Source organism: Streptomyces sp. LBL (assembly GCF_029893585.1).
GTDB lineage: Bacteria > Actinomycetota > Actinomycetes > Streptomycetales > Streptomycetaceae > Streptomyces.
Genome location: NZ_JARXYX010000003.1, coordinates 331,394 through 354,981 on the forward strand (window position 1 = coordinate 331,394; position 23,588 = coordinate 354,981).

General features: G+C 70.5%; 22 protein-coding genes and 2 pseudogenes. 11 read left to right on the forward strand and 13 right to left on the reverse strand.

Features of this window, described 5'->3' with window-relative positions:
* Positions 1-28: 28 nt before the first annotated feature.
* Complete coding sequence (locus M2271_RS05385; RefSeq protein WP_280885936.1) at positions 29-1,249, forward strand: 4-hydroxybenzoate 3-monooxygenase; 1,221 nt, start codon at positions 29-31, stop codon at positions 1,247-1,249.
* A 76-nt stretch (positions 1,250-1,325) separates the two neighbouring features.
* Here M2271_RS05385 and M2271_RS05390 read toward each other — a convergent pair whose 3' ends face one another.
* Positions 1,326-1,685 carry a metalloregulator ArsR/SmtB family transcription factor gene (locus M2271_RS05390; protein WP_280885937.1) on the reverse strand — a complete coding sequence of 120 codons (360 nt, stop codon included), beginning with the start codon at positions 1,683-1,685 and terminating at the stop codon, positions 1,326-1,328.
* A gap of 61 nt (positions 1,686-1,746) precedes the next feature.
* Here M2271_RS05390 and M2271_RS05395 point away from each other — a divergent pair, with 61 nt between their 5' ends.
* Positions 1,747-2,865, forward strand: a complete 1,119-nt coding sequence (locus M2271_RS05395; RefSeq protein WP_280885938.1) for a cation diffusion facilitator family transporter — start codon at positions 1,747-1,749, stop codon at positions 2,863-2,865.
* Between the two features lie 216 nt (positions 2,866-3,081).
* Here the strand turns inward: M2271_RS05395 and M2271_RS05400 are convergent, their stop codons facing one another.
* Entirely contained in the window at positions 3,082-3,654 is a 573-nt protein-coding gene (locus M2271_RS05400; protein WP_280885939.1) for an XRE family transcriptional regulator, read from the reverse strand.
* Between the two features lie 93 nt (positions 3,655-3,747).
* Here M2271_RS05400 and M2271_RS05405 point away from each other — a divergent pair, with 93 nt between their 5' ends.
* The gene (locus tag M2271_RS05405; RefSeq protein WP_280885940.1) at positions 3,748-4,605 is read left to right on the forward strand and encodes a DMT family transporter; all 858 of its coding nucleotides are present in this window, start codon (positions 3,748-3,750) and stop codon (positions 4,603-4,605) included.
* A 92-nt stretch (positions 4,606-4,697) separates the two neighbouring features.
* Here the strand turns inward: M2271_RS05405 and M2271_RS05410 are convergent, their stop codons facing one another.
* A complete protein-coding gene (locus tag M2271_RS05410) occupies positions 4,698-5,510 on the reverse strand; it encodes an acyltransferase (protein ID WP_280885941.1) in 813 nt (270 codons plus the stop codon).
* Positions 5,511-5,607: 97 nt separating this feature from the next.
* On the opposite strand from M2271_RS05410, the pseudogene M2271_RS05415 reads away from it, so the two are divergent.
* A pseudogene (locus M2271_RS05415) lies at positions 5,608-5,790 on the forward strand (gamma carbonic anhydrase family protein); the annotation flags it as partial.
* Positions 5,791-5,803: 13 nt separating this feature from the next.
* Here M2271_RS05415 and M2271_RS05420 read toward each other — a convergent pair.
* From M2271_RS05420 to M2271_RS05430, 3 genes are all read right to left on the reverse strand, one after another.
* A complete protein-coding gene (locus M2271_RS05420; protein WP_280885942.1) occupies positions 5,804-6,457 on the reverse strand; it encodes a DedA family protein in 654 nt (217 codons plus the stop codon).
* 226 nt (positions 6,458-6,683) lie between these two features.
* Entirely contained in the window at positions 6,684-8,621 is a 1,938-nt protein-coding gene (locus M2271_RS05425) for a ricin-type beta-trefoil lectin domain protein (RefSeq protein WP_280885943.1), read from the reverse strand.
* A gap of 334 nt (positions 8,622-8,955) precedes the next feature.
* The gene (locus tag M2271_RS05430; protein WP_280885944.1) at positions 8,956-9,168 is read right to left on the reverse strand and encodes a hypothetical protein; all 213 of its coding nucleotides are present in this window, start codon (positions 9,166-9,168) and stop codon (positions 8,956-8,958) included.
* A gap of 90 nt (positions 9,169-9,258) precedes the next feature.
* Here M2271_RS05430 and M2271_RS05435 point away from each other — a divergent pair, with 90 nt between their 5' ends.
* Both M2271_RS05435 and M2271_RS05440 read left to right on the forward strand, forming a co-directional pair.
* On the forward strand, positions 9,259-10,299 hold the full coding sequence (locus M2271_RS05435) for a hypothetical protein (protein ID WP_280885945.1): 1,041 nt from the start codon (positions 9,259-9,261) through the stop codon (positions 10,297-10,299).
* Positions 10,300-10,539: 240 nt separating this feature from the next.
* Positions 10,540-11,319 carry a DUF1963 domain-containing protein gene (locus M2271_RS05440; RefSeq protein ID WP_280885946.1) on the forward strand — a complete coding sequence of 260 codons (780 nt, stop codon included), beginning with the start codon at positions 10,540-10,542 and terminating at the stop codon, positions 11,317-11,319.
* A gap of 72 nt (positions 11,320-11,391) precedes the next feature.
* Here the strand turns inward: M2271_RS05440 and M2271_RS05445 are convergent, their stop codons facing one another.
* On the reverse strand, positions 11,392-12,237 hold the full coding sequence (locus tag M2271_RS05445) for a fused MFS/spermidine synthase (RefSeq protein WP_280885947.1): 846 nt from the start codon (positions 12,235-12,237) through the stop codon (positions 11,392-11,394).
* 163 nt (positions 12,238-12,400) lie between these two features.
* Positions 12,401-13,570 carry an elongation factor Tu gene (gene tuf, locus M2271_RS05450; protein WP_280885948.1) on the reverse strand — a complete coding sequence of 390 codons (1,170 nt, stop codon included), beginning with the start codon at positions 13,568-13,570 and terminating at the stop codon, positions 12,401-12,403.
* Positions 13,571-13,909: 339 nt separating this feature from the next.
* Between tuf and M2271_RS05455 the strand changes: the two genes are divergently transcribed.
* Entirely contained in the window at positions 13,910-14,734 is an 825-nt protein-coding gene (locus M2271_RS05455) for a VTT domain-containing protein (protein ID WP_280885949.1), read from the forward strand.
* Positions 14,735-14,773: 39 nt separating this feature from the next.
* On the opposite strand, the gene M2271_RS05460 is transcribed toward M2271_RS05455, so the two are convergent.
* Entirely contained in the window at positions 14,774-15,943 is a 1,170-nt protein-coding gene (locus tag M2271_RS05460) for a thiolase family protein (RefSeq protein WP_280885950.1), read from the reverse strand.
* A 118-nt stretch (positions 15,944-16,061) separates the two neighbouring features.
* Between M2271_RS05460 and M2271_RS05465 the strand changes: the two genes are divergently transcribed.
* Positions 16,062-16,529, forward strand: coding sequence for a helix-turn-helix domain-containing protein (locus M2271_RS05465; RefSeq protein ID WP_280885951.1), 468 nt, complete (start codon positions 16,062-16,064; stop codon positions 16,527-16,529).
* A 173-nt stretch (positions 16,530-16,702) separates the two neighbouring features.
* Entirely contained in the window at positions 16,703-17,578 is an 876-nt protein-coding gene (locus M2271_RS05470; RefSeq protein ID WP_280885952.1) for an undecaprenyl-diphosphate phosphatase, read from the forward strand.
* 204 nt (positions 17,579-17,782) lie between these two features.
* On the opposite strand, the gene M2271_RS05475 is transcribed toward M2271_RS05470, so the two are convergent.
* Positions 17,783-19,435 (reverse strand): IS1182 family transposase, encoded by a 1,653-nt coding sequence (locus tag M2271_RS05475; protein WP_280885953.1) that lies wholly within the window; start codon positions 19,433-19,435, stop codon positions 17,783-17,785.
* 382 nt (positions 19,436-19,817) lie between these two features.
* Here M2271_RS05475 and M2271_RS05480 point away from each other — a divergent pair, with 382 nt between their 5' ends.
* Both M2271_RS05480 and M2271_RS05485 read left to right on the forward strand, forming a co-directional pair.
* Positions 19,818-20,087 (forward strand): hypothetical protein, encoded by a 270-nt coding sequence (locus M2271_RS05480; protein WP_280885954.1) that lies wholly within the window; start codon positions 19,818-19,820, stop codon positions 20,085-20,087.
* A 751-nt stretch (positions 20,088-20,838) separates the two neighbouring features.
* Positions 20,839-21,578, forward strand: a pseudogene (locus M2271_RS05485) (IS256 family transposase); the annotation flags it as partial.
* A gap of 250 nt (positions 21,579-21,828) precedes the next feature.
* Here M2271_RS05485 and M2271_RS05490 read toward each other — a convergent pair.
* The 3 genes from M2271_RS05490 to M2271_RS05500 form a co-directional block, all read right to left on the reverse strand.
* On the reverse strand, positions 21,829-22,677 hold the full coding sequence (locus tag M2271_RS05490) for a hypothetical protein (RefSeq protein WP_280885955.1): 849 nt from the start codon (positions 22,675-22,677) through the stop codon (positions 21,829-21,831).
* Between the two features lie 95 nt (positions 22,678-22,772).
* Positions 22,773-23,210: a hypothetical protein gene (locus M2271_RS05495; protein WP_280885956.1), complete on the reverse strand. Its 438-nt coding sequence runs from the start codon at positions 23,208-23,210 to the stop codon at positions 22,773-22,775.
* Positions 23,211-23,213: 3 nt separating this feature from the next.
* Positions 23,214-23,375, reverse strand: coding sequence for a hypothetical protein (locus tag M2271_RS05500; protein WP_280885957.1), 162 nt, complete (start codon positions 23,373-23,375; stop codon positions 23,214-23,216).
* Positions 23,376-23,588: the final 213 nt, after the last annotated feature.

The following is a 23,588-nucleotide window of genomic DNA, read 5'->3' on the forward strand; positions in this document are numbered from 1 at the left end:
CCCTCGGAGGCACCGGCATAATGCTCGGGTGACCTCTACGGCCTCCTCCCCCGACTCCGGTGCTCCGCAACGCTTTCCGGTCGTCGTCGTGGGTGCCGGTCCCGCCGGGCTCACCATCGGCACCATCCTGCGGGCCGCCTCCGTCGAGTGCCTCGTCCTCGAGACGGAGACGCGCGAGTTCATCGAACAGCGGCCCCGGGCGGGAGTCATCGAGGAGTGGGCCGTGCGCGGTCTTCAGCAACGCGGGCTCGCCGACACCCTGTTGGAGCGTGCGCAGCCGCACACCGACTGCGAGTTCCGGTTCGGCGGGGAGCGCTTCCGGTTCTCGTACGGCGAACTGACGGGCGCTCACCATTTCGTCTATCCACAGCCGTTGCTGGTGACGGACCTGGTGCGTGAGTACGCGGACGTGCGCGGCGGGGAGATTCGGTTCGGCGTCCAGGACGTCCAGGTGCACGACCTGGACACGGACCATCCCTCGGTGTCGTACCTCGACGCGGAGACAGGACAACGCGTCGCTGTCGCATGCGGTTTCGTCGCGGGCTGCGACGGGGCACGCGGCGTGACCCGCACCGTCCTCCCCGAGGACGCGCACATCATCCGGCACGACTACGGCGTCGGCTGGCTGGCGCTGCTGGCCGAGGCGCCCCCGTCCAACGACTGCGTGGTGTTCGGCATCCACCCGAACGGTTTCGCCGGACACATGGCCCGCAGCCCCGAGGTGACCCGCTACTACCTGGAGTGCCCGCCCGGCGACGAGCCGGAGAACTGGTCCCACGAACGGGTCTGGTCCGAGCTCCAGCAACGGCTCGCGGCGTCCGGCACCGGTCCGCTGATCGAGGGACCGCTGATCGAGAAGCGCGTCCTCGACATGCACAGCTACGTCGTGGAACCCATGGTGTTCGGCCGGCTCTTCCTCGCCGGGGACGCCGCCCACCTCACCGCGCCCATCGCGGCGAAGGGCATGAACCTCGCCCTGCACGACGCCTTCCTGCTCGGCGACGCGCTGGTCGCGTACCTCACGAAGGGCGACGAGACCGGCCTCGACGGCTATTCCGAGGCGTGTCTGCGGCGCGTGTGGGACTACCAGGAGTTCTCGCAGTGGCTCTCGGAGGTGTACCACGGCACCTCGTCGGGCGACGCGTACCGCGCGGGCACCACCTTCGCCCGGCTGCGGCGCCTGTTCACCTCCCCCGCCGCGGCGTCGGCCTTCGCCGAGCAGTACCTCGGTACGGCACCCGCCTACTGACCTCGCTCCCCGGCGGTCGTCCGTCGTGCGGTCGTCCGTCGTGCAGTCGTCCGTGCGGTCGTCCCTCGCGCGGCCGTCAGTCGTGTGGCGGCCGGTCGCTGAGCCGGTGGTCGGCCACGTTCAGGGCCTCGTCCACCAGGCGGCGCAGGTGGCCGTCGCGCAGGGAGTAGATCACCCGCCGGCCCGCCTTGCGGGTGTCCACCAACCCGGCCAGCCGCAGCCGGGCCAGATGCTGGCTGACGGCGGGACGCGCCGCCCCGCACGCCTCCGTGAGCGTCGTGACGTCGGCCTCGCCCGCCGTCAGCGCGTGCAGCAGCGTGAGCCGGGTGCGGTCGCCGAGCAGGGCCAACAGCTCGGCCGCGAGCGCGAACTGTTCCTCGCCGGGGGTACGCGGATGCGCATCATGCGCAGATGATAGGTGCATGCGTGCGCTCATACGCACATAATGGCGTCGTGGGCGCCGTACGTCCACTCCCACGCACCGGAAGGGGCCTCACGTGAGCGACCGGCACGACCACGTCCACGAGCAAGAACACGGACCCGCGCACGGCCACGCCCACGGACCCGCGCACGACCAGGCACGCGGCCACAGCCACCCCCGCCCGCAGGCTTCCCCGCCCTCCCTCTCCTCCCGCCTGCGCCATCGCCTCACCCACCTCCTCACCCCCCACTCCCACGAGAGCGCCGACAAGCTGGACTCCGCCCTGGAGTCCTCGGCCCGCGGCATGCGCGCCCTGTGGGTCTCGCTGGCGGTGCTCGGCGCGACGGCGCTGGCGCAGGGCGTCGTGGTGGCCGTCTCCGGGTCGGTGGCGCTGCTCGGCGACACCGTGCACAACACCGCGGACGCGCTGACCGCCGTACCGCTCGGGATCGCCTTCGTGCTGGGCCGGCGGGCGGCGACACGGCGCTTCACCTACGGCTACGGCCGGGCCGAGGATGTGGCGGGCATCGCGATCGTGCTGACGATCGCCGCGTCCGCGGCCTTCGCGGGCTGGGTGGCGATCGACCGGCTGCTCGACCCGCGCCCGGTCGCTCACCTCCCGGCGGTCGCGGTGGCCGCGCTGGCCGGTTTCGCGGGCAACGAGTGGGTGGCCCGTTACCGGATCCGGGTGGGCCGGGACATCGGCTCGGCGGCTCTGGTCGCCGACGGACTGCACGCCCGTACGGACGGATTCACGTCACTGGCCGTGCTGTTGGGCGCGGGAGGCTCGGCGCTGGGATGGCAACTGGCCGACCCGGTCGTGGGGTTGGCGATCACAGCCGCGATCGCGCTGGTGCTGCGGGACGCGGCGCGTGAGGTGTTCCGACGGGTGATGGACGCCGTCGACCCGGCCCTGGTGGACCGGGCCGAGCGGGCGCTGCGGGAGGTGGAAGGGGTGCGCGGGGTGGGCGAGTTGCGGCTGCGCTGGATCGGACACCGGCTGCGCGCCGAGGTGGCGGTCGTCGTGGACGGCGAGACCTCGGTGCGGCAGGCACATGCCGTCGCCGTCGACGCGGAGCACGCCCTGCTGCACGCCGTCCCGCGCCTCACCGCGGCCCTGGTGCACGCCGACCCGGCCCCCGCGCCCGGCGAGGCTGATCCGCACCACCCCCTCGCCCACCACACGCCGGCCTGAGGCCAGTGCCGCGACAGGCAATGTTCGCCCCGTCGCAACACCTGCCGCAGCGCCGGGCGCCTCCGGCCCCTGCAGCACCACCGCGCCCGGCAGTTCCACGAGCGCGTGCCCATGGAGGCGAACGAGGCGTTGCGGGCGCCGAGTCGGCGGCACACGACTCCGTTGACGTCGGCCCGGGTGGTGGACAGCGGTCCCACCGGGTGGTGGACAGCGGTCTCAGTGCACGGGCGGGACCGAGACGGCCATGACCATCTCCATCGGGACGTCGCCCTGATTGCCGTACGTGTGCGGGGCGTTGGCCTCGAAGGTGGCGCTCGCGCCGGCCGGGACGCGGTACTCCGCGCCATCGACGGTGAGCGTCAGTTCGCCCGCCGTGACATGGACGAGTTCGACCGTGCCGGTGGGGTGCGGGTCGGACGGGCTGTTGTCGCCGGGCATCAACCGCCAGTCCCACATCTCCAGCGGGCCGGGAGCCTCGGTGCCCGCGAGCAGCCGGTTGTAGCTGCCGGCGTCGGTGTGCCAGAGCCGGACGGCCTGGTCGGCGGGGACGACCCGGACCTTGGTCCCCTGCTCGTAGTCGAGCAGGGTGGTGATGCTGATCCCGAGCGCGTCACCGATCTTGACGACCGTGCCCAGGCTGGGGTTGGTCCGGGCCTGCTCGATCTGGATGAGCATGCCGCGACTCACTCCGGCGCGAGCGGCGAGCGCGTCCAGGGTGAAGTTGCGGTCGGTGCGCCAGCGCTTGACGTTGCGCGCCAGGGACTGGGTCAGCAGGTCGAGGTCCGACACATTCCGTCCAATATGATGAATGACAGCATTCATTCGAGTGCACTACGGTGTGGTGCACCGAATCGTTCACCGAACTGTACTGCGAGGCCACCCATGACAGCACTCCTCGCCCTGGCGACCAGCCTGCTGTGGGGGCTGGCCGACTTCGGCGGCGGACTGCTGACCCGGCGGATACCGGCGCTCACGGTGGTCGTCGTCTCCCAGGTGATCGCGGCGGTCGTGCTCGGCGCGATCGTGGTGGCCACCGGCGGCTGGAGCGAGGCCGGACCGCGGCTGTGGTTCGCGGGCGCGGCGGGCCTGGCGGGCCCGGTGGCGATGATCTGCTTCTACAAGGCGCTCGCCCAGGGCCCGATGGGTGTCGTCTCCCCGCTGGCCACCCTCGGCGTGGCGGTTCCCGTGAGCGTGGGCCTCTTCCTCGGCGAGCGTCCCGGACTCGTGCAGGTCGCGGGGATCGCGGTCGCCGTGACCGGTGTCGTCCTCGCCGGCGGACCGCACCTGCGGGGCGCCCCCGTGGAGCGGCGGACCATCGTCCTCACGCTGGTCGCAGCCCTCGGCTTCGGCGCGGTGTTCGCCCTGATCGCCGAGGCGTCGACGACGGTCACCGGCCTGTTCCTCGCCCTGTTCGTACAGCGCGTGACCAATGTGGCCGTGGGCGGAGCCGCCCTGTACACCTCCGCGAAGCGGGGCGGCGCGGCCCTCCCGCCGGGCGGCTTCCCCTGGGCCGCGCTGCCGGCTCTCGGCTTCGTCGGCCTCGCGGACGTCGCGGCGAACGGCACGTACTCGGTCGCCGCCCAGCACGGCCCGGTCACCGTGGCCGCCGTCCTCGCCTCGCTCTACCCGGTGGTGACGGCCCTGGCCGCCCGCGGCTTCCTCAGCGAACGCCTGCGGGCGATCCAGGCGGCGGGGGCCGGACTCGCCCTCGTCGGCACGCTGTTGCTGGCGGCGGGGTAGCCGGAGGGTCACCGGACAACCGGCGCGGAACGGGGCCTCGGCCAGGCGCCGACCAGCCGTCGGCCAGGCGCCGACCAGCTGTCGGCCGGCCATCAGTCAGGCGCCGACCCGGCATGGGGCAGCCGTCGGCCAGGCATCGGCCAGGCGTCGGCGTCCAGCTCCGCGAGCCGGGCCACGTCCTCCTCGTCCAGGTCCGCCAGCTTCACCAGTTGTTCGGGGGTGACGCCCTCGGGGATCGGCACCGGGGGCGGGGTCCTCAGCGGCGGCTGCCAGCCGTCGGCCGGAGTCCACCGCCGTACGACCCGTGCGGGCGCCCCCGCCACCACCGCGTGGTCGGGCACCGCTCCGCGTACGACGGCGCCGGCCGCGACGACCACGTTCCGCCCGATCCGCGCCCCCGGCAGGATGACCGCGCCGGTCCCGACCCAGCAGCCCGGCCCTATCTCCACCGGCTCCATCCGCGGCCACTGCTTGCCGATGGGTTCGTGCGGATCGTCGTACGAGTGGTTCGTGGACGTGACGTAGACGTACGGCCCGAAGTAGCAGTCGCTGCCGATGGTGACCGTCGTGTCGGCGATGACGTGACTGCCCCGGCCGAGAACGACCCCGTCGCCTATGCGCAGGATCGGGTCGGGACCGAGATCCAGGTCGGGCATCAGACCGGCGGTCAGGGTGACCTGTTCCCCGACAATGCAGTGAGCGCCCAGTTGGATCCAGGGTTCGCCGAAGACCGTGCCGAGCGGGAAGGCGAGGCGGGTGCCCGTGCCCAGGGCGCCGAAGCGGAAGCGGCCCGGGTGGTCGGCGGTGACGGAGCCGGTGCGCTGCACCCAGGCCCAGCCCGTGTGCACGGCCCGCTGGACCGCCCGGCGCCGCCATGATGAGAACGTGTTCTTGCGCTTCGGCACCCGCACACCGTACTCAGCGTGACGTCGACCGATGAGTTCGAGAGGCTGTGATCTTCGCCCCACCCGGTGGCGTACGGTGCCCGTTGCGCGGTGATCCGGCGCGGGTTCACTCGTCGCCGCGCACGCGTTGGTGCCGCAGGGGATGGCGGTGCCGCCGGGGTCACTGGTGGGGGGTGTGCCGGCGAAGGTGAGGCGGGAGCTGACGGGGGAGGAGCGTCAGGGGGTGACGCTGAACGGCACGCGGTACGCGGAGTTGGGGAAGGCCCACAGCGAGTTGCACGGGGACTTAGGTCTCAGTCCGCCGGGACGGGCTCCGGGTCGGCTTCGGCCGCCTGCTTGTCGGCCGTCGCCTTCTTGGCCTTGCGCTTCAGCACCAGCATCGACGTCAGCCCCACCAGCACCGCCGCCACCAGGCCCAGCCACGAGAACCGCTTCAGCCACGACTCCGCGACGATGCCGACGTAGTAGATGACCGCGGTCGTCCCGCCTGCCCAGATGATGCCGCCGAGCACGTTGGCGATCAGGAATTTCCAGTACGGCATCCGCAGCACACCCGCCAGCGGCCCAGCGAAAATCCGCAGCAGGGCGACGAAGCGGCCGAAGAAGACGGCCCACATGCCCCACTTCTGGAAGGACCGCTCGGCGGTGGCGATGTGTCCCTCGCCGAAGTGCTTGGGAAACTTCCTGCCGAGCCAGGCGAGCAGCGGCCGGCCGCCCTTGCGGCCGATGGCGTAGCCGATGGAGTCGCCGACGATCGCGCCGAGGCTGGCGCAGACGCCGAGGATCACCGGGTCGATGCCCGTGTTCTGCGAGGACAGCAGCGCGGCGGAGACCAGGATGATCTCGCCGGGCAGTGGGATGCCCACGCTCTCCAGGCCGATGACCAGTCCCACGAGGGCGTAGACGGCTGCCGCGGGCACCGTGTCGAGCCAGTCCTGGACGTGCAAAGCCGGTTCCTCCCCTGTCGCTTTCCCTGCATCCCCCGGCGTGCGCCCCGGCCGGACACCCGCCGGGAAAGCCTACCGGGTCACCGGGAGCCCTCGGTCTCGCGCCGGTCGCACGGCTGCCTGTGTCAGCCGCGCACATCCTGACGGGGGCGTGCGGCGCGGTGGCGTGTGGAGCGGTGGCGTGCCGGGGGACGCCAGGGCCGAGGGACGCCAAGGCCGGGGGACGCTAAGGGAGGACGGAGCCGAGGCCGGTGGTGACCTCAGCGTTGGCCTCGGTGCCGACCTCGGTAACCGGCACTGTGGTAACCGGCACCGTGGTGGCCGACGCTGTGGTGGCCCTCGGGACGGTCGGCACCGCGTCGCCCACGGCGTCGCCCGCGTGGGTGCCGGCCTCCCCGGTCGGAGCCGGCGGCTCGGGTGCGGTGCGGTGATCGACCTCGGCAACCCGTGTCCTGTACTGATCCGGCGGATTCTGGGACGTCTCGACCGACGAGGGCTGGGGCGTGGCGGGCGGCGCCAGAGCCCCGGGGGTTCGGCGCAGTGGGCCCGCGCCGGGGGACGACGGGGCGGACCTCGGCGCGTCGGGCGGCGCGGCCGGACCGCCCTGTGTGCCCGTGCCCGGCAGCCACTCCCCCTGCGGCGAGCCGGTCAGGCCGTTCGCGGTGTCCAGCACCCACCGCTGTCCGGCGGATCCGTCCCGTTCGGCCACGACCACACTCCGGCCCGGTCCAGCGGCGACGAGCAGCCCGTCGCCCCGGCGCAGCAGGAGTTCGCCCCGCACCGTCAAGTCGTAGCGGACCTCGCCTGCGTGCACCAAGCAGTCGGCCAGGACCACGGTGCCTTCGTCGGCGTCGGCATCGAGACAGAGAGTGGGGGCGGCAGCGGACCGCAGCAGTCCGTCGTCCTGGTACGACCACTGCTGGGAGCCGGCCGACGAGCACGCCGCCAGGACGGCTGCGGTGCCGTTGCCGGGGCGGCCGCCGCGCGGACCGAGGCAGAGTCCGGCCGGTGGGACGCGGAGCCTGCCGTGCCCGACCTCGACGGGGTTTCCGACGGAGGCGGCGGACCGAGACTCGTCGGTGGACGAGCCGTCGGTCGGCCCTGGGGAGACGGAGTTGCCGCTCACGGCTCCCCAGGTGGCGCCGGGCGTGGGAACACCGCCCTCGTGGGACCGGCTCCTGGCGACGAGTACGGTCGCGAGGAGGGCGAGGGAGGTGAGGCCCGCGCCCACGAGTACGGCCTTGGTGTGCCGGCGGGCCGGGCGGAGCCGCCCGGATGCGGGGCGGTGCCGTCCGCCGGGCCTCAGCCGTTCGGTCGGGCGAGCGGATCGCGTCCCCTGGGCGGTAGCTCGGCCGGGCCGGGAGTCGAGATAGCGGCGGGCGCCCCAGCCGAGCATGGTTTCGGCGAGCAGTACGTCCAGACCGCCCTCGAAATGGTTGAGCTGCTCCGCTGCGTGACGGCAGTAGCGGCAGGCCATCAGATGCCGCTGGACATCGGGCAGCAAGGTCCCGCCGCGGCGCATGGGCACGTCGAGGAGGCGGTTGTAGAAGCGGCATTCCTGGGTGGGCGCGAGTTCCCGGTGGGCCCGAACACAGCCCGCCCGGAATTGTTCACGTGCCTGCTCCAGCGCGGCCGTCGCCCTGACTGTGTCCACCCCGAGAAGACCCGCCGGTACGGATATGGGCTCGGCCTCGACCTCGGTGTGCCACAGCAGGCATTGGGAGGCTCCGGGAAGGGCGCGGAATGCGCGCTCGGCGAGCTGCCGCCTTTCGGGGGTGACCGCCCTTGCGGCACGCAGTCCGCGACCGCCGGTCGTTTTGCGGAGTTCCGGCAGCACGGCGGAAATTCCGTCGTCCGCGGCCCACTCCTTCACGGTGTCCCGTACCGCCCCGAGGAGGTGGGGCCGTACGGCAGCGCCGCCCGTCCGTCCGAGCACCCCGTGGAACGCGGCCGCGGTCGCCGTGGACGCCGAATCCGCAGAAGAGGCCAGGCAGATGACCGCGTAGTCATGCGCCGCCCGCCAGTGCCGGGCCATCAGCAGCGCGACGGCATGGGTGTCCGCGGTGACGCCGCCCAACCGGGCGACGAGTTCGTGGTCGGACTCCGCGGGGCTCGCTCCCGGCCGGGGCGGGTACGGGGGGCGGGGTGGGTGGGGGGATTGCACTGGACCATCTTCCTTCCAAGCCGCACGACGGCATGCCGCATACGCGTCCGTGAGAAAGCAGGTGCCTGATCGGTGCATACCTGTGCCGCGTCAGGTGCGGGGCGTTTTGTGAGTGATCAACTACGCGCCGCCCACGTTCGCACAATTGACGCACGAGAAACAAGAAGTTCAAGTGAATCATGTTCAAAACGCAGAAATTTCAGAAAAGTTACCGACGGTACCCGCACCTGCATTCGAAAAACCCGGAACTGGCTCGTCAAGTTGTGTGCGACGCAAGCCCGTTGGCACACACAATCTCCCCTCGCCGGACCCATCCCACAGCGGACACAGACCCTTACGGCTGCGCGCGGCCGTCGAGCCAGGCATCGAGCCAGGCATCGAGCCAGGCATCGAGCCGACCGAAGTGCGACTCGGACGGCAAGGCGCCGACCTTCGCCGTCAAGGGCACCGACGGCGGTTTCGCGTCCTGGTCGTTCGTCGGTGCCGCCGGGGTCGGTGAGGATGCCCGGGACGTCACGATCGAGCAGATCATGAAGTCCGTACGCATCTGCCACCCCTGGACGAACGCTGAATTGCTACGTCCCTGACAAGGAAAAGTGGCCGAATCGCGTCTCTGTCGGGACTAGGCTGGCTACCCATGTGGCCAGGACAGCAGCAGCCGCCCGGGGGCGAGCAGAACCCGCAGCAGCAGAACAACCCGTACCAGCAGCCGGGTTACCAGCAGCCGAATCCGTATCAGCAGCCGGGATTCCAGCAGCCCGGCCAGCAGTCCGGATACCAGCAGCCCAACCCGTACGCCCAGCAGCAGCCGCCCGCGTGGGGCGCGCCCACGGTTCCGGTCGGTGCGCCCAAGCCACCGTCCGGCGGTGGCGGAAACCGGACGAAGGTGGTCGCGATCGTGGCGGCCCTGGCGGTGGTCGTGACGGCCGGTGTGACCGGATTCCTGGTGCTGGGCGGGGACAAGGACGACGACGCGGACGGGGGCAAGCACGCGAAGCCGTCGGCGAGCACGTCGACCGAGCCGAGCGCGTCCGCTTCCGCCTCCGAGGACAACCCGCGGGGCGGTGCCGGGGAGCAGGCCACGGTCAAGGGCTGGAAGATCGTCGTGAACCCCAAGTGGGGTACGGCCTTCGACGTGCCGGCGGACTGGGAGGTGCGGTCCCCGGACTCGGCGGTCGCCTTCGAGGAGGAGAACTCCGACGACCTCAAGCCGATCATCACGATGTCGGCGCCGGCGATCCTCAAGTCCAACTGGTGCGCGTCCGACGACGACAAGGACGGCCGCACCGACACCATGTCGCTGGCCGCGACGGGCACCAAGGGCGCCAACGGCGCCAAGAACAGCGACGAGGTAGCGCTGAACACCCCGGCCTGGTGGGTCTACGGCGGGTACACCCAGCCGGACAGGAAGAGCATCACGGTCGCCAAGAAGGCCACGCCTTACACCACCGCGTCCGGCGTCAAGGGCAGTTACTCCTGGGCGTCCTCGGCCGGCACACCCGCCAAGGGCACGTGCGTGACCGACGGCAAGGCGATCACGTTCGGCTTCAAGAACGCGGCCGGCGACTATGTGTCGTGGAACTTCTACGGGGCCAAGGGTGTCAAGGAAGAGGTCTCCAAGGAGACCATCATGAAGATCCTCAGCACGGTACGGCTGCACGGGAACCCGACGGGCTGAACGGTCCCCGGGGCGACTCGTACGGCTCAGCCCAACGGGTTCCGCTTCGAACCGGTTGCGGTCGGCCGGTAGGACGCGGGCGGGATGGGACTTCCTCTCCATCGGCCATGGCGTGGTGGTTGCCGCCCGGACGTGCGCGGCCACGGAGTCCGGACGTGCGCGGCCACGGAGCCTGGCCGTGCACCCCTTTGAACCTGAGCATCAGCATCACTGTCAGTGGTGCGTGACACGATCTCGGGCATGGCGTTGATCGACGAGCGACTCGTCCACGAAGAGGCTGACGAACACGGCGTCCCCCGTGCTGTCGTCCAGGAGATGATGGCCCGCTCCCGCCCATGCCTCTACCTGGTGGGGTTCGAGAACCTGCCGCCGGACCGGAGGGAGAGCGCCCGGCCGGCCGCGCGAACGGGCGGGCTCCCCGCGCTGCCGGACGGGGTGGACTGGCCCGAGGGGAGAGAGCCGCTCGTGCTGACCGTCGACTGCGCTGCCCTGCCCCACCACGTCCTCGACATCGAACTGCCCGCAGATGGACACCTGTTGTTCTTCACCGACATCGAGTACCCGCCGGAGTCGTCCGTGGTCCTCCATGTCCCTGCCGGAGCACCGGCCACGGAGCACAGCGGCACCTACGCGTTGGACGGGGAGGCCATGCAGGTCAGGGTCTATGAACCGCACACCCTGTATCCCGTGGCCGGACTGACCCTCGACAACGACTGGCGCAGGGCCCCGCAGACCCGCGCGTTCCTGGCCGGCGACGGAGACGACGACGTGCTGGACCGTTTCGAGGAAGCCGTCCTCGAAACGGCCTCCGGCGGAATTGGTTCCGGCGTGTGCGTGCAGATCGGCGGGTTCTCCGACCCGTGGGACATGCCACCGGACGAGGGTGACCTCGTGCTCCTCGCGCAAATGCCCGGGCAGGCGATCGACTACAACGTCTACACCCTCAACCTGATCGTGGGCGCCCCGGAGGACATCGCCGCCCGAAGGTACACCGACCTCCAGTACGACCAACAGTGCTGATGGGCGCTCCCGCACAGCCGGTTGCCTTACGTGGCAAGGCAAAGCAATACACGTAGGCGAACCGGCAAGGGCTCATCCGATGCCGAACGCCCCGTCGGGGGGCTCGGGGGACGGTACGGCGTCCTCGTCCCGCACCGGCCGCACCCCGCCGATGAAGTCCCGCAGGGTGGGCCCGTGGTCGACGCGGGCGGGGAAGACGTCGGAGGCGGTGAGCCGGGCCAGAGCGGCCGTGTCGAGGGGGCGATGCGCGGCGACGAGCACGGCGTTGCCGAACCGGCGCCCGCGCAGTACGCCCGGCTCGGCGATCAGCGCCAGCTCCTCGAAGACCGTGCCGAAGGTGGCGAGTTGGGAGCGCAGGAAGGCGAAGGGCTTGGCGTCGGCGAGGTTGGCCAGGTAGACCCCGTCGCCGCGCAGGACCCGTGCGGCCTCACGGGCGTAGGCGACCGAGGTCAGGTGCGCCGGAACCCGCGAACCGCCGAAGACGTCGGCGACGAGCACGTCGGCCGAGTCCGCGGGCGCCGCCTCCAGCCAGGCGCGGGCGTCCGCCGTGTGCAGAACGGCACCCGCCCCGTCCGGCAGCGGAAGATGCTCCACGACCAGCTCCAGCAGGGCCCCGTCGGCCTCGACGACGTCCTGCCGGGAGCCGGGCCGGGTGACGGCCACATACCGGGGGAGGGTGAGCGCGCCCCCACCGAGGTGCAGCACGTCCAGCGGACGCCCCGGCTCGGCGACGACGTCCAGCACATGCCCGAGCCGCCGCGCGTACTCGAACTCCAGATGCTCCGGCTCGTCCAGGTCGACGTACGACTGCGGCGCCCCGTCCACCGTGAGCAGCCAGGCCCGCTTCCGGTCGACGTCGGGCATCAGCTTGGCGACCCCGTGATCGACGGTCCGGGTGACGGGGATGGGCTCGTTCACCGTCTCATTGTGCCTGTGCGCCTCATTGTGGCTGTGTGCAGCACCCCGCAAGGGCCACCGGGCATGGGGCCCGGTGGCCGCGTGGGCGGTGCCAGGCACGCCGGCCCGGCAGCGCCCACGCACCGACACCCCCTCCCCTCACCCCACGCACGGACGCCCGCCCTCACTCCACGGCGGTCACGGTCCCCGCGCCGACAGTCCGCCCGCCCTCACGGATGGCGAACCCCAGCCCCGGCTCCAGAGGCACCTCACGACCCAGCTCGACGGTCATGGCGACCTTCTCCCCGGGCCGGGCGACAGCGATCTCCCCGAGGTCCACGGAACCGACCACATCCGCCGTACGGATGTAGAACTGCGGCCGGTACCCCGTGGCGACCGGCGTCGACCGCCCGCCCTCACGCGTCGTCAGCACATACACCTGCGCCGAGAAACGACTCCGGGGCACCACGCTTCCCGGCACCGCCACCACGTGCCCCCGCCGCACCGCGTCCCGGGGAACACCCCGCAGCAGCAGCGCCACGCTGTCCCCGGCCTGCGCTTCCTCCATCGGCTTGCCGAAGGTCTCCAGACCCGTGACCACCGTCTCCACGGCGGCCCCGAGCACCTCGACCCGGTCGCCGACGCGCACCGTGCCCCGTTCGACCGCTCCGGTCACGACGGTTCCCCGGCCGGTGATGGTCAGCACGTTCTCGACCGGCATCAGGAAGGGCGCGTCCAGGTACCGCTCGGGCGTCGGCACGTACGTGTCCACCGCGTCGAGCAGCGCCTCGATGGAGGCCGTCCACCGCGGGTCTCCCTCCAGGGCCCGGAGCCCGGACACCCGTACGACGGGAGCCGCGTCGCCGCCGTAGCCGTGCGCGGTGAGCAGGTCGCGGACCTCCAGCTCGACCAGGTCGATGAGCTCCTCGTCGCCCGCGTCGGCCTTGTTGAGGGCGACGACGACGTGGTCGACGCCCACCTGCCGGGCCAGCAGCACGTGTTCGGCGGTCTGCGGCATGACCCCGTCGAGCGCGGAGACGACGAGGATCGCCCCGTCGAGCTGCGCGGCTCCGGTGACCATGTTCTTGACGTAGTCGGCGTGACCCGGCATGTCGACGTGCGCGTAGTGCCGGGTGTCGGTCTCGTACTCGACGTGCGCGATGTTGATGGTGATGCCGCGCGCGGCCTCCTCCGGCGCCCGGTCGATGCGGTCGAACGGCACGAACGTGCCGGAGCCGCGCGCGGCGAGGACCTTGGTGATGGCGGCGGTCAAGGTGGTCTTGCCGTGGTCGACGTGCCCCATCGTGCCGATGTTCAGATGCGGTTTGGTGCGGATGTATGCCGTTTTGGACATGGCGGTACCTCGAAGTCTCTCGGTCAGGAGATCTCTCGTGGGAGAGGGGACCCCGGAAACTCGCCGACCCTCCCCCTGCGGGGTCCGCCGGACGATCCGGGGAGGGTCAGCTTCGGGCGCCGTCGGCGGCAGCAGCAGTTGCGGCAGCAGGGAGAGCGGGAACGGCAGCCTTCGGGGCATCCGCGACCGCGGATGCTGCGAGGAGGAAGGCGTACCGGAACATGACGCAGATCCTTGCCGACGCGTTGTCCCACGTCGAATGGTTTTCCGCGGTGGCGTGGCACACAACGGACCGGATCCATACGCCGATCACACACGTCCGTCAGTTACCGTCACTGAATGCTCGATGCCACCACCCGCTCTGGGGGCACGGCCACGGCCTCTCTCCGGGCCACCGCCACGGAGCTCACCGTCGCCGCAGAACTCACCACCGCCACAGAGCTCGCCGTCGCCACGGAACTCGCGACCGTCGTCCGCGCTCCGGTGGGCTTCTCCGCGCGCTGCACGAGAGTGCTGCTCTCGCCGTGGTCGCGCCTGTCCCTGCTGGTCGCCCTGCTCGCCGGCGCCGCTTCGACCGTTCTCCTCTTCGAGCCGCAGCGGCTGCTGGCGGACGGCTGGCCACCGCAACTCGGCGGAGCCGCGGCGGCGGTCGTCTTCGCGGTGGCGTACGGGCTGTGCACGGTCGCCTTCGTTCCCCGCCCCCTGCTGAACCTGGCGGCGGGCGCGGTCTTCGGCTCCCAGTTCGGGATCGGCTCGGCCCTCGCGGGCACCGTGCTCGGCGCCGGTATCGCCTTCGGTCTGGGCCGGATACTCGGCCAGGACGCGCTGCGTCCGCTGCTGCGGGGGCGGTGGCTGAAGGCCGCGGACGGGCAGCTGAGCCGACACGGCTTCCGTTCGATGCTGGCGGCCCGGCTGTTCCCCGGCGTGCCGTTCTGGGCCGCCAACTACTGCGCGGCCGTCTCCCGTATGGCCACCGTCCCGTTCCTGGTGGCAACGGCGCTCGGCTCGATCCCGAACACCGCCGCGTACGTCGTCGCGGGCGCCCGCGCCTCGGCGCCGACCTCTCCGGCCTTCCTGATCGCGATGGCCTGCATCGCGCTTCCTGCGCTGGTGGGCGCGGTGGTGGCCTGGCGCAAGCGCCACCAACTGCGCGGGGTCCGGTAGCCGGTAGCTGCTTACCGGTTGCCGGTTGCCGGTTGCCGGTTACACGGACTCCAGGACCATCGCGTTGGCGAGTCCGCCCGCCTCGCACATGGTCTGCAGGGCGTAGCGGGCGCCGCGTTCCCGCATCGCGTGCACGAGGGTGGTCGTCAGCCGGGTGCCGCTCGCGCCGAGCGGGTGGCCGAGGGCGATCGCGCCGCCGTGCACGTTGACCTTCGCGAAGTCGGCGCCTGTCTCCTGCTGCCAGGCCAGGACCACGCTGGAGAACGCCTCGTTGACCTCGAACAGGTCGATGTCGTCGAGGGAGAGGTGCGCCCTGCGCAGCACCTTCTCGGTGGCGGGGATGACGCCGGTGAGCATCAGGACCGGGTCGGAGCCGGTGACGGCGAAGCTGTGCAGCCGGGCGAGGGGGCGCAGGCCGAGGCGGGCCGCGGTCTCGCTGGACGTGATGAGCACGGCGGAGGCGCCGTCGTTGACGGGGCTGGCGTTGCCCGCGGTGACGTTCCACTCGATCTGCGGGAAGCGCTCGGAGAAGTGGGGGTCCTGGTAGGCAGGCTTGAGGCCGGCGAGGATCTCGGTGGTGCTGCCCGGCCGTACGCACTCGTCGCGCGAGACACCGTCCAGCGGTGCGACCTCGGCGTCGAAGAGGCCGGCGTCCCAGGCCGCGGCGGCCCGGTGGTGCGAGGAGACCGCGAAGGCGTCCATCCGGTCGCGGGTGAGCGACCACTTGGCGGCGATGAGTTCGGCGCTGATGCCCTGCGGGACGAGGCCGTCGCGGTAGCGCTCGGCGACTCCGGGTCCGAACGGGTCCTTGCCTTCCGGCACGTTGGACCACATCGGCACGCGGCTCATGGACTCGACACCGCAGGCGACGACCATGTCGTAGGCGCCCGCGATGACGCCCTGCGCCGCGAAGTGCACGGCCTGCTGGGAGGAGCCGCACTGGCGGTCCACGGTGGTAGCGGGAACGCTCTCCGGGAAGCCCGCGGACAGGACCGCGTACCGGGTGGTGTTCATGGCCTGCTCGCCGACCTGGTCGACGGTGCCGCCGATGACGTCGTCGATCAGGGCCGGGTCGACGCCGGACCGCTCGACGAGGGTGCGCAGGGTGTGGGCGAGGAGTTGCACGGGGTGGATGTGTGCGAGGGCGCCGTTCGGCTTGCCCTTGGCTATCGGGGTGCGTACGGCTTCGACGATCACTGCGTCACGCATGGTGCCGGCCTCCACGATTACCAGTGAGTAGGAAATCTGGATTCACCATAACTCTGCAAGTTGGAAAAACAAACCTTCCCTGGGTCGGACCACCACCCCCTCGCCTAGAATGAGCGTCATGGCCGCCCCGAAAGATCCGCGCCCCTGCTCGATCGCCGACGCCCTGGCGCTCGTCGGCGAGAAGTACTCACTGCTCGTCCTCCGCGAGGCATGCCTGGGCAACGGCCGCTTCGACCAGCTCGTACGCAACATCGGCGCCCCGCGCGACATCCTCGCGACCCGGCTGCGCCGGCTCGTGGACGCCGGGATCCTGACCAAGCGCGTCTACAGCGAGCGGCCGCAGCGCTTCGAGTACCGGCCGACGGAGGCAGGGCTGGAACTGGAGCCGGTCCTGGTGACCCTGATGGCGTGGGGCGACCGCCACCTCCACCGGGACGACCGCCCGATGGTGATCGAGCACGCCTGCGGCGAGGAACTGGTTCCGGTCGTGACCTGCCGGGCCTGCGGGGACCCGGTCCGCCACGAGGACCTGACGGCCCGTCCACAGGTTCCGGGGTGGACGGTGGCGGGCCCGGCGGCCGCGTAGCCCCGGCCGCCGCTGCCAAACCCCTGTGCCGGGCCTGTCACTTCAGGACGCTACGCTGCCCTCGACACGTCTGATGATCGCACTTCTGATCACCGCATTTCCGATCACCGCGCCCGCCGGCTCGGTGTGCCCGTCGTTCCCCACCACGATCAGCGCTTGGACTCCGTAACTTCATGTCTTGGTTTGAATCCCTCATCCTCGGACTCGTCCAGGGGCTGACCGAGTTCCTCCCCGTCTCCTCCAGCGCGCATCTGCGGCTGACGGCGGCCTTCGCGGGATGGGAGGACCCCGGCGCGGCCTTCACCGCGATCACCCAGATCGGGACCGAGGCCGCCGTGCTGATCTACTTCCGCAAGGACATCGGGCGGATCATCTCGGCGTGGGGGCGTTCGCTGGCCAGCAAGGAGATACGCGCGAGCCACGACGCGCAGATGGGCTGGCTGGTGATCGTCGGCTCGATCCCCATCGGGGTGCTCGGAGTGACGCTCAAGGACCAGATCGAGGGCCCGTTCCGCGATCTGCGGATCACCGCGACGATGCTGATCATCGTCGGCGTGATCATCGGCATCGCCGACCGGCTGGCGGCACGCGACGAGAGCGGCGGCCGGCACCGGACGCCCAAGCAGCGCAAGTCCCTCGACAACCTGGGCATCAAGGACGGCCTGATCTTCGGCCTCTGCCAGGCCTGCGCCCTCATCCCAGGCGTCTCCCGCTCCGGCGCCACCATCAGCGGTGGCCTGTTCATGGGCTACAAGCGCGAGGCCGCGGCCCGGTACTCCTTCCTCCTCGCCATCCCCGCGGTCCTCGCCTCCGGCCTGTTCGAACTCAAGGACGCGATGGGCAGCGGCCACGTCTCCTGGGGCCCCACGATCTTCGCCACGGTGATCGCCTTCGGCGCCGGCTACGCGGTCATCGCCTGGTTCATGAAGTACATCTCGACCAAGAGCTTCATGCCCTTCGTCTGGTACCGCATCGCCCTCGGCATCCTGGTGATCGTGCTGGTCAGCATGGGCGCGCTGAGCCCGCACGCGGCGGAGTCGTCCGGCTGAACCAGGGCCGCACAGGTAGCGCTATCTAGCATTTTCTAGCGCCTGATTGCATCACCACGCCATGATCATCTCCCACTCATCTCCCACCTGAGAGACGGGACGCACTCCCCTAGGGCGTGTGCGTCCGCAAAGTAAGGGATGACAGGGAAGGGCCCGCACGGCTTGCGGACGCTGTTCGGGCCCGGTTGCTTCGCCCCGTCGGATCTATCCGGCGGGGCGAAGTGCTGCGAAGTGGCTGGTGCGGGTGTGGGCCCGTGGTGCGCCGGTGAGGTGGGCGTCGATGCGGGCGAGGTTGATGGCGGCGCCGGTGAGTTGGTGCTGGAGGCTGGTCTTGGCCAGGCCCTGGTAGCGGGATCTGCGTAAGCCGCAACGTCCAACGCCTTGGGAGATGGTTCCTTCGACTCCGGCGCGGATCTTGTATCGGGCTTTCCACTCGTCGGTCTGTTGAAGGGCGCGGGTCTGCTGGAGGGCCTGGTGCTCGTCGTGCTGCCGCAGGGTGAGTTCCCTGCGTTCGGCCTTGGGTGAGCTGACGCAGTTGCGCAAGGCGGGGCAGCGGCGGCAGTCGGCGGGTGAGAATCTGACCCGGATCACGGGAAGCTCCTGCTGAGAGCTGCGCAGGGCCCACTGGGTGCTGGTGGCTCCGTTCGGGCAGGTCACCTGCTGCTTGTCCCAGTCGATGCTGAAGGCGTCCTGTCCGTAGCCGCTGCCGTTCTTCGACTGGGCGACGGTGACGGCTTGCAGCGGCCCGTGCAGCTCGATGCCGTGCTCACGCCGGGCGGTCGTCAGCACGGCGGCGCTGGGATATCCGGCATCGACCCAGTGCTCGCCGGGCAGGCAGTCCCGCTCTGCGAGGCAGGCATGGATCGGGCCGGCCATCACGCTGTCCGGGACGGTGGCGTCGGTCGTGGCGACGTTTGTGATCAGGTTCGGGATGTCCGGCTCGCAGGTCTCGGTGAGATGGGCCTTGTATCCGTCCCACAGGATGTCGCGTTTCTTGCTGCCCCTGGCTTCGGGGTCATAGGGCGTGACCAGGCGCGTTGCGCCCGGCGGGCGGTCTTTTGGGTCCCGCCGCCGCACCTCGCCCCCGACTCGGTGGAAGTGCTGGACCCACATCTGCCGCAGGATCTGGACCTGCTCCAGCTCCCGCAGTCCGGCCGGTGCCCGGGGCGAGAAGACGGCCTCAAGCAGTCGCATCCCGTCCGTCCCGATCCGTCGGCCGACCTCCTCCCGTTTGGCGTGGGCCTTGGGGAACCGGGAGTCCTCGGCCCGGGTGGCGTAGTGCCTGAACCAGTCTGGTTCGGCGGTGTCCGCCAGCCAGTCGGGGGCAGCCTGCGCGAGCGTGTTCAGCGCCGAACGCAGCGTTTCCGCAACCATCTCCAGCCAGCACAGTTCCCGTGCCGCGGACTGCACGTGCGTGGAGTCGGTACGGGCCCGACCGGCGGTCTTGAGCAGTCCCTTGTCCCGGGCCGCGGTCAGGATGCCGTCCAGCACCCGCCTGCCCGCCTCCGCATCGATGAGACGGTCCCGGAACTCCGACAGAACGGAGAAGTCGAAACCCGGATCAGTCAGTTCCAGCGCGAGGGCGTATTTGAAGTCGATCCTCGCCCGCACCGCCTCGGCGGCCTGCCGGTCGGTGAGCCCCTCGACGAACTGCAACACCAGCACCAACGCCAGACGCCCCGGTGCCCAGGCGGGTTTCCCCCGCGCCGGGAAGAGATCCGCGAACTCCTCATCGGTGAACAACGGCCCCAGCTCGTCCCGAACCCGGATCGCCAGGCTCCCTTTCGGGAAGGCCGCCCGTGCCACCCGCACCGTCTCCGCCGGAATCTCGCCCGGCCCGCTCGGCTGCATAGACATCGACACCCACCCCATACGACAACGTCGGCTCCCAAGACCACAACCGCGTCTTGGGAGCCGACGTCACGCACGGGCCCGAATTAACCAACAGCGTCGGCTTGCCGTGCGGGCCCTTCCGTACAGAGGGTAGAGCGGGTCAGCTGAGGTTCATGTCCGGCCCAGGCCGCGACCCTCTCCACGAGGAAACGCAGCCGCTCATCCACCGTGTCCCAGGTGGCACCGGTGAGGCCATCCAGCGCGGTGGCCGTGAGGATGAGCCAGCCGAGGCGCGCTTCCATGTCCTCCCACGCGTGCGTCACCTCGACTGCCTCACCGTGCCCCGTACACCGCTATGGCGACTTCCCCCATGTCCCCGTTGATCGCGAGGACCTGGAGGAGCCGGATGTCCCCAGCCGCCGGTGATCTCATCCGGCGCGCGGCCCTGGAGCTGGTGCTCCACCACCGCCGCGCCGTCCCCGCTCACGGTGTCCAGGGCGACCATGGCCGTCACGATGACGTCCGCGAACTCCTTCGACACACCATCGACGCTTCTCCTTCCGATGGGCAGGTCGAGGAAGACCTCGACGCATTGGCCGCGAAACTCGTCGCTAGCTGGCCGGAACTCCCCAAGGAACGCAGGGTCGAGCTCGGTCGCCTCCTGGCTGGCCCCTGATACGACTCCTGGTGCAACGAAAACGCCCCGGCTCACCGGGGCGTTTTCGTTTGTGCGCTCAGGTCAGCGCAGGCCGTCTGTGTCGTCGTGCTCTTCGCCGACTGGGAGTGGCCGGCGGTCGTTCCCCGGGTCCTCGCTGTAGGTAACCGCGGAGGATGCTTCTTGGAAGTTGAGCCTGAGCTGCTCTTCTGACGGAGCATCAATCGGGTAGGAGGGCCGGTCACCCGGCCCTCCTACCCGATTGATACGTCGGCGTCTCGCCATGGACATTTTCGAGTTCCGGTGGCGTCGCTGAGGAGACGTTTGCTGCCACCGGCCGGACGCGACCCCGACGCTGATCGCCGAAGCTCCGAGCAGGACACCGATGAGACCCGTCAATGCACCAGTCGGGACACGCATAAGCCTCCACCAAGACCCCTGACGGCCGCACACGAGTGCATCCAGCCCCCGACGCGGAACAGCGGCACGGGAACGGTCAGCCAGTTCGCCACCAGTACCTCGATCACCCGGGCGTGTGTCAGGCCCGCCCGCGAATCTGGTGGCCGCAGCCCGTCGACGATCCCCGCGACCTCCAGCCGACGCAGAAACTCGGCGTCGACAGGCAGAGCGCCCAGGCGGGTTGCGTCCAGGGAAGTGGTGTAAGGGTTCGACCTGATCCGGGGGTTTGCTCCGGCATCGGGATGGGGCCCGCATAGTTGAACGGCCACCGGCTGATCTTCGAAGTGTCGAAGCCTCGAAGGAGATCAGCGCGATGACCGCACCTGACAGTCTGCCCCTGCACGCCCTCGCCGAGGACACCTCGCTGCGGCGAGTCCGGATCTGCTGCGCGCGATGGTTAAGACGTTCGCCGACGCGCTCATGTCCGCGGAGGCCGATGCCTTCTGCAACGCCGAATACGGGCAGGTCAGCGACGAACGCGTCAACCACCGCAACGGCTACCGCCCGCGCGAGCGGGTCACCAGGGCCGGGACCGTCGAACTCGCCGTCCCCAAGCTGCGCCAGGGCAGTTACTTCCCGCACTGGCTCCTCGAACGCCGCCGACGGGCCGAACAGGCCCTCATCTCGGTGGTCGCCACCGCCTACCTGCTCGGCGTCTCCACCCGCAGAGTTTAGAAACTCGCCGCTTCCCTCGGCGTCACCCAGCTGTCGAAGTCCCAGGTCAGCGCGATGGCCAAGCACTTGGACGAACAGGTCGCCACCTTTCGCAACCGGCCCCTTGACCAAGGCCCTTACACGTTCGTCTGGGTCGACGCGCTGACCCAGAGTGTCCGCGAGGGCGGGCGGAGCATCAACGTCCACGCGCTGATCGCTGTCGGGGTCAACGCCGACGGGCACCGCGAGATCCTCGGTATCGACGTCGCGACCTCCGAGGACGGCGCTGTCTGGCTTGCCTTCCTGCGCTCCCTGACCGCCCGCGGCCTGTCCGGCGTCCAGTTGGTCGTCTCCGACGCCCATGCCGGTCTGGTGACCGCGATCGGTGCCACCTGCCCGGCGCGGCCTTGATGCCGACCCAGTCCTCGGCTGCGGGATCGGTGGTGGTGTGGAAACACCGCGAGGCCGCCCACAGCTTCTCGATCACGTGGACGATGTCGAGGACGATGTGGATCGTGACGCCGCGCCGGGCGGCCTCGGCCTGGATCAACTCCAGCTGGTGGGCGGCACCGTCGACGAGTACTACCCAGGTCCGGTGGTGTTCGGGGTCGCGGGCCTCGGCCTGGTCGAACGCGGCGGCGATGACCGTTTAGGCGTCCTCGCGCACGGAAGCGGTGAGCCATTTCGCCCGCGCGACAGGTCCTTGACGGACGGTGCGGTGCCCGGTACGGCCGCCGGGTGGGGCGATGATGTCGTGCGGGCGGCGGACTGCGGGCTCGGCGTCGTGGACGACGGCGAGGGTAGCTATCCTTTTACGGCAGGACTTCTCCCCGGTCGACAGCCGGGTGCGGAAGGTGTGCCGGGCCTTGGCGGCGGCCTTTGCGGTGGCCTCGCGCAGGTGGCCCGGGCGCATCACGATTCCCTTCTGGTCGACACTGATCACCAGCAGCGTCCCGGCCGGGGCCGGGTGGGGGGTGCGGGCCGTATAGAACGCGGCGACGTCCACGGCCGCGGCCCGCACCAGATCCTCCACCTGGCGTTTGCCCACCACCCGGCCCCCGCAGCTGCGGTCGATCGCTTCCAGCGCGGTGTCGTAGGAACCGCGGGCCGCCTCAAGGACCGCGAGGCGGCGCAGCCCCAGACTGTGCCGCCCGTGAGGCAGGCCCAGCATGGCGTCGGCGGGGTAGAGGTTGGCCATGCCCGCGCCGCGCAGAGCGCATCGGGTCACGGTCACCGGCCCCAGCACGGTGGCCAGTTGCCGGTGATGGCCCATCTCCAGCCGGCTGCGGCCGCCGGCGAGTGCAGCCCGCTCATGCGGATCGAGGGCGGACAGGTGGTCCTCCTCATGGCGTGCCCGCCACTCGAGATGGGCCTGCAGGAGCAGTCGCCCCAGCTCCCGGGAACCCGCTTCGATGTCGGCCTCGGCCTGTTCATGCGTCGCGGTGAGTGCTTCGGGGCTGGAGAGGCGGGTGGCCAGGGAAGTGAGGGAAGAAAACACGCGAGCAAAGGGGTCAGCCGCCGCGGCCGTTTCATACGCTGCGTTCATCGGGCTCTCGTCTTCGGACAGTGGCGATCTGGTTGGCACCATCGACGCTAGGGACGAGAGCCCGGCCCCACACCGGCGCGACGCCGCCCGTCGGCCGCGGCTTCCCGCTCCGGCGCACCCGCGCCCGCCCGCCGCGCACCACCCCACGCGAACAGGCCCGGCTCGTCCTCGGCCAGCCAGCCCCGTTCCACCAGCCGTTTCAGCTTCGAACGGAACCCCTCCACCTTGTTCTTGTCCGTCGACAACCCCAGCGCGGCGCACAGATGATGCGCCCGCATCGGATGCACCGCGTCCTGCAACAACTCGACGACGTCCTGGTACGAGCGCGGCAGCACATCCGCCTCAACCCCCGGCTCCCACTGCGGCACCAGCCGCACCGCGACCGGCGATCCCGCCTGGCTCCGGTCCACCGGCAGCGGGACTTCCTCCGCGGTCTCGTCCACGGACACCGTCACCGCCCCCTCGCCGGACAGGATCTCCGTCATCGTCTACCGTGTGATCTCCAGCCGGGACAGCACAGCCTCCCGCTCGGCAAGACGACCAGCCAACTCCTCTATCAGCGAGCGAAGTTCACCGATCTCGGCCCGGGCAGCCGCCTCCCGCCGCTCGATCTCCTCCAGCCACGACACCATCGCCGCCTCCAAGACCACGTCTCAGGACATGACGATCCGCCGTCCGCGCACGCACGGCAACAGCGCACGGCATCACCAGCTCACTGAGGAAGAGCCGCACCCAAAGCCGTTGCTACGTACCGCGCAGGCCGGGCATCGGCGGGTCTATCATGATTTAGGTGTTTTTAGGCCCTTTGGCCTAGTGGCTTTTTGTTGGTCTGCCTGGCCTATACCCGTCCGGCGGTAAGGCGG

Coding starts and splice junctions, on each gene's coding strand:
- M2271_RS05390 (WP_280885937.1), bottom strand. CDS start 1,685: ATGAGCGCACGCATGCACCTATCATCTGCGCATGATGCGCATCCGCGT.
- M2271_RS05405 (WP_280885940.1), top strand. CDS start 3,748: ATGACAGCACTCCTCGCCCTGGCGACCAGCCTGCTGTGGGGGCTGGCC.
- M2271_RS05430 (WP_280885944.1), bottom strand. CDS start 9,168: ATGCGTACGGACTTCATGATCTGCTCGATCGTGACGTCCCGGGCATCC.
- M2271_RS05435 (WP_280885945.1), top strand. CDS start 9,259: ATGTGGCCAGGACAGCAGCAGCCGCCCGGGGGCGAGCAGAACCCGCAG.
- M2271_RS05440 (WP_280885946.1), top strand. CDS start 10,540: ATGGCGTTGATCGACGAGCGACTCGTCCACGAAGAGGCTGACGAACAC.
- tuf (WP_280885948.1), bottom strand. CDS start 13,570: ATGTCCAAAACGGCATACATCCGCACCAAACCGCATCTGAACATCGGC.
- M2271_RS05455 (WP_280885949.1), top strand. CDS start 13,910: ATGCTCGATGCCACCACCCGCTCTGGGGGCACGGCCACGGCCTCTCTC.
- M2271_RS05460 (WP_280885950.1), bottom strand. CDS start 15,943: ATGCGTGACGCAGTGATCGTCGAAGCCGTACGCACCCCGATAGCCAAG.
- M2271_RS05465 (WP_280885951.1), top strand. CDS start 16,062: ATGGCCGCCCCGAAAGATCCGCGCCCCTGCTCGATCGCCGACGCCCTG.
- M2271_RS05470 (WP_280885952.1), top strand. CDS start 16,703: ATGTCTTGGTTTGAATCCCTCATCCTCGGACTCGTCCAGGGGCTGACC.
- M2271_RS05475 (WP_280885953.1), bottom strand. CDS start 19,435: ATGTCTATGCAGCCGAGCGGGCCGGGCGAGATTCCGGCGGAGACGGTG.
- M2271_RS05480 (WP_280885954.1), top strand. CDS start 19,818: ATGTCCCCAGCCGCCGGTGATCTCATCCGGCGCGCGGCCCTGGAGCTG.
- M2271_RS05495 (WP_280885956.1), bottom strand. CDS start 23,210: ATGACGGAGATCCTGTCCGGCGAGGGGGCGGTGACGGTGTCCGTGGAC.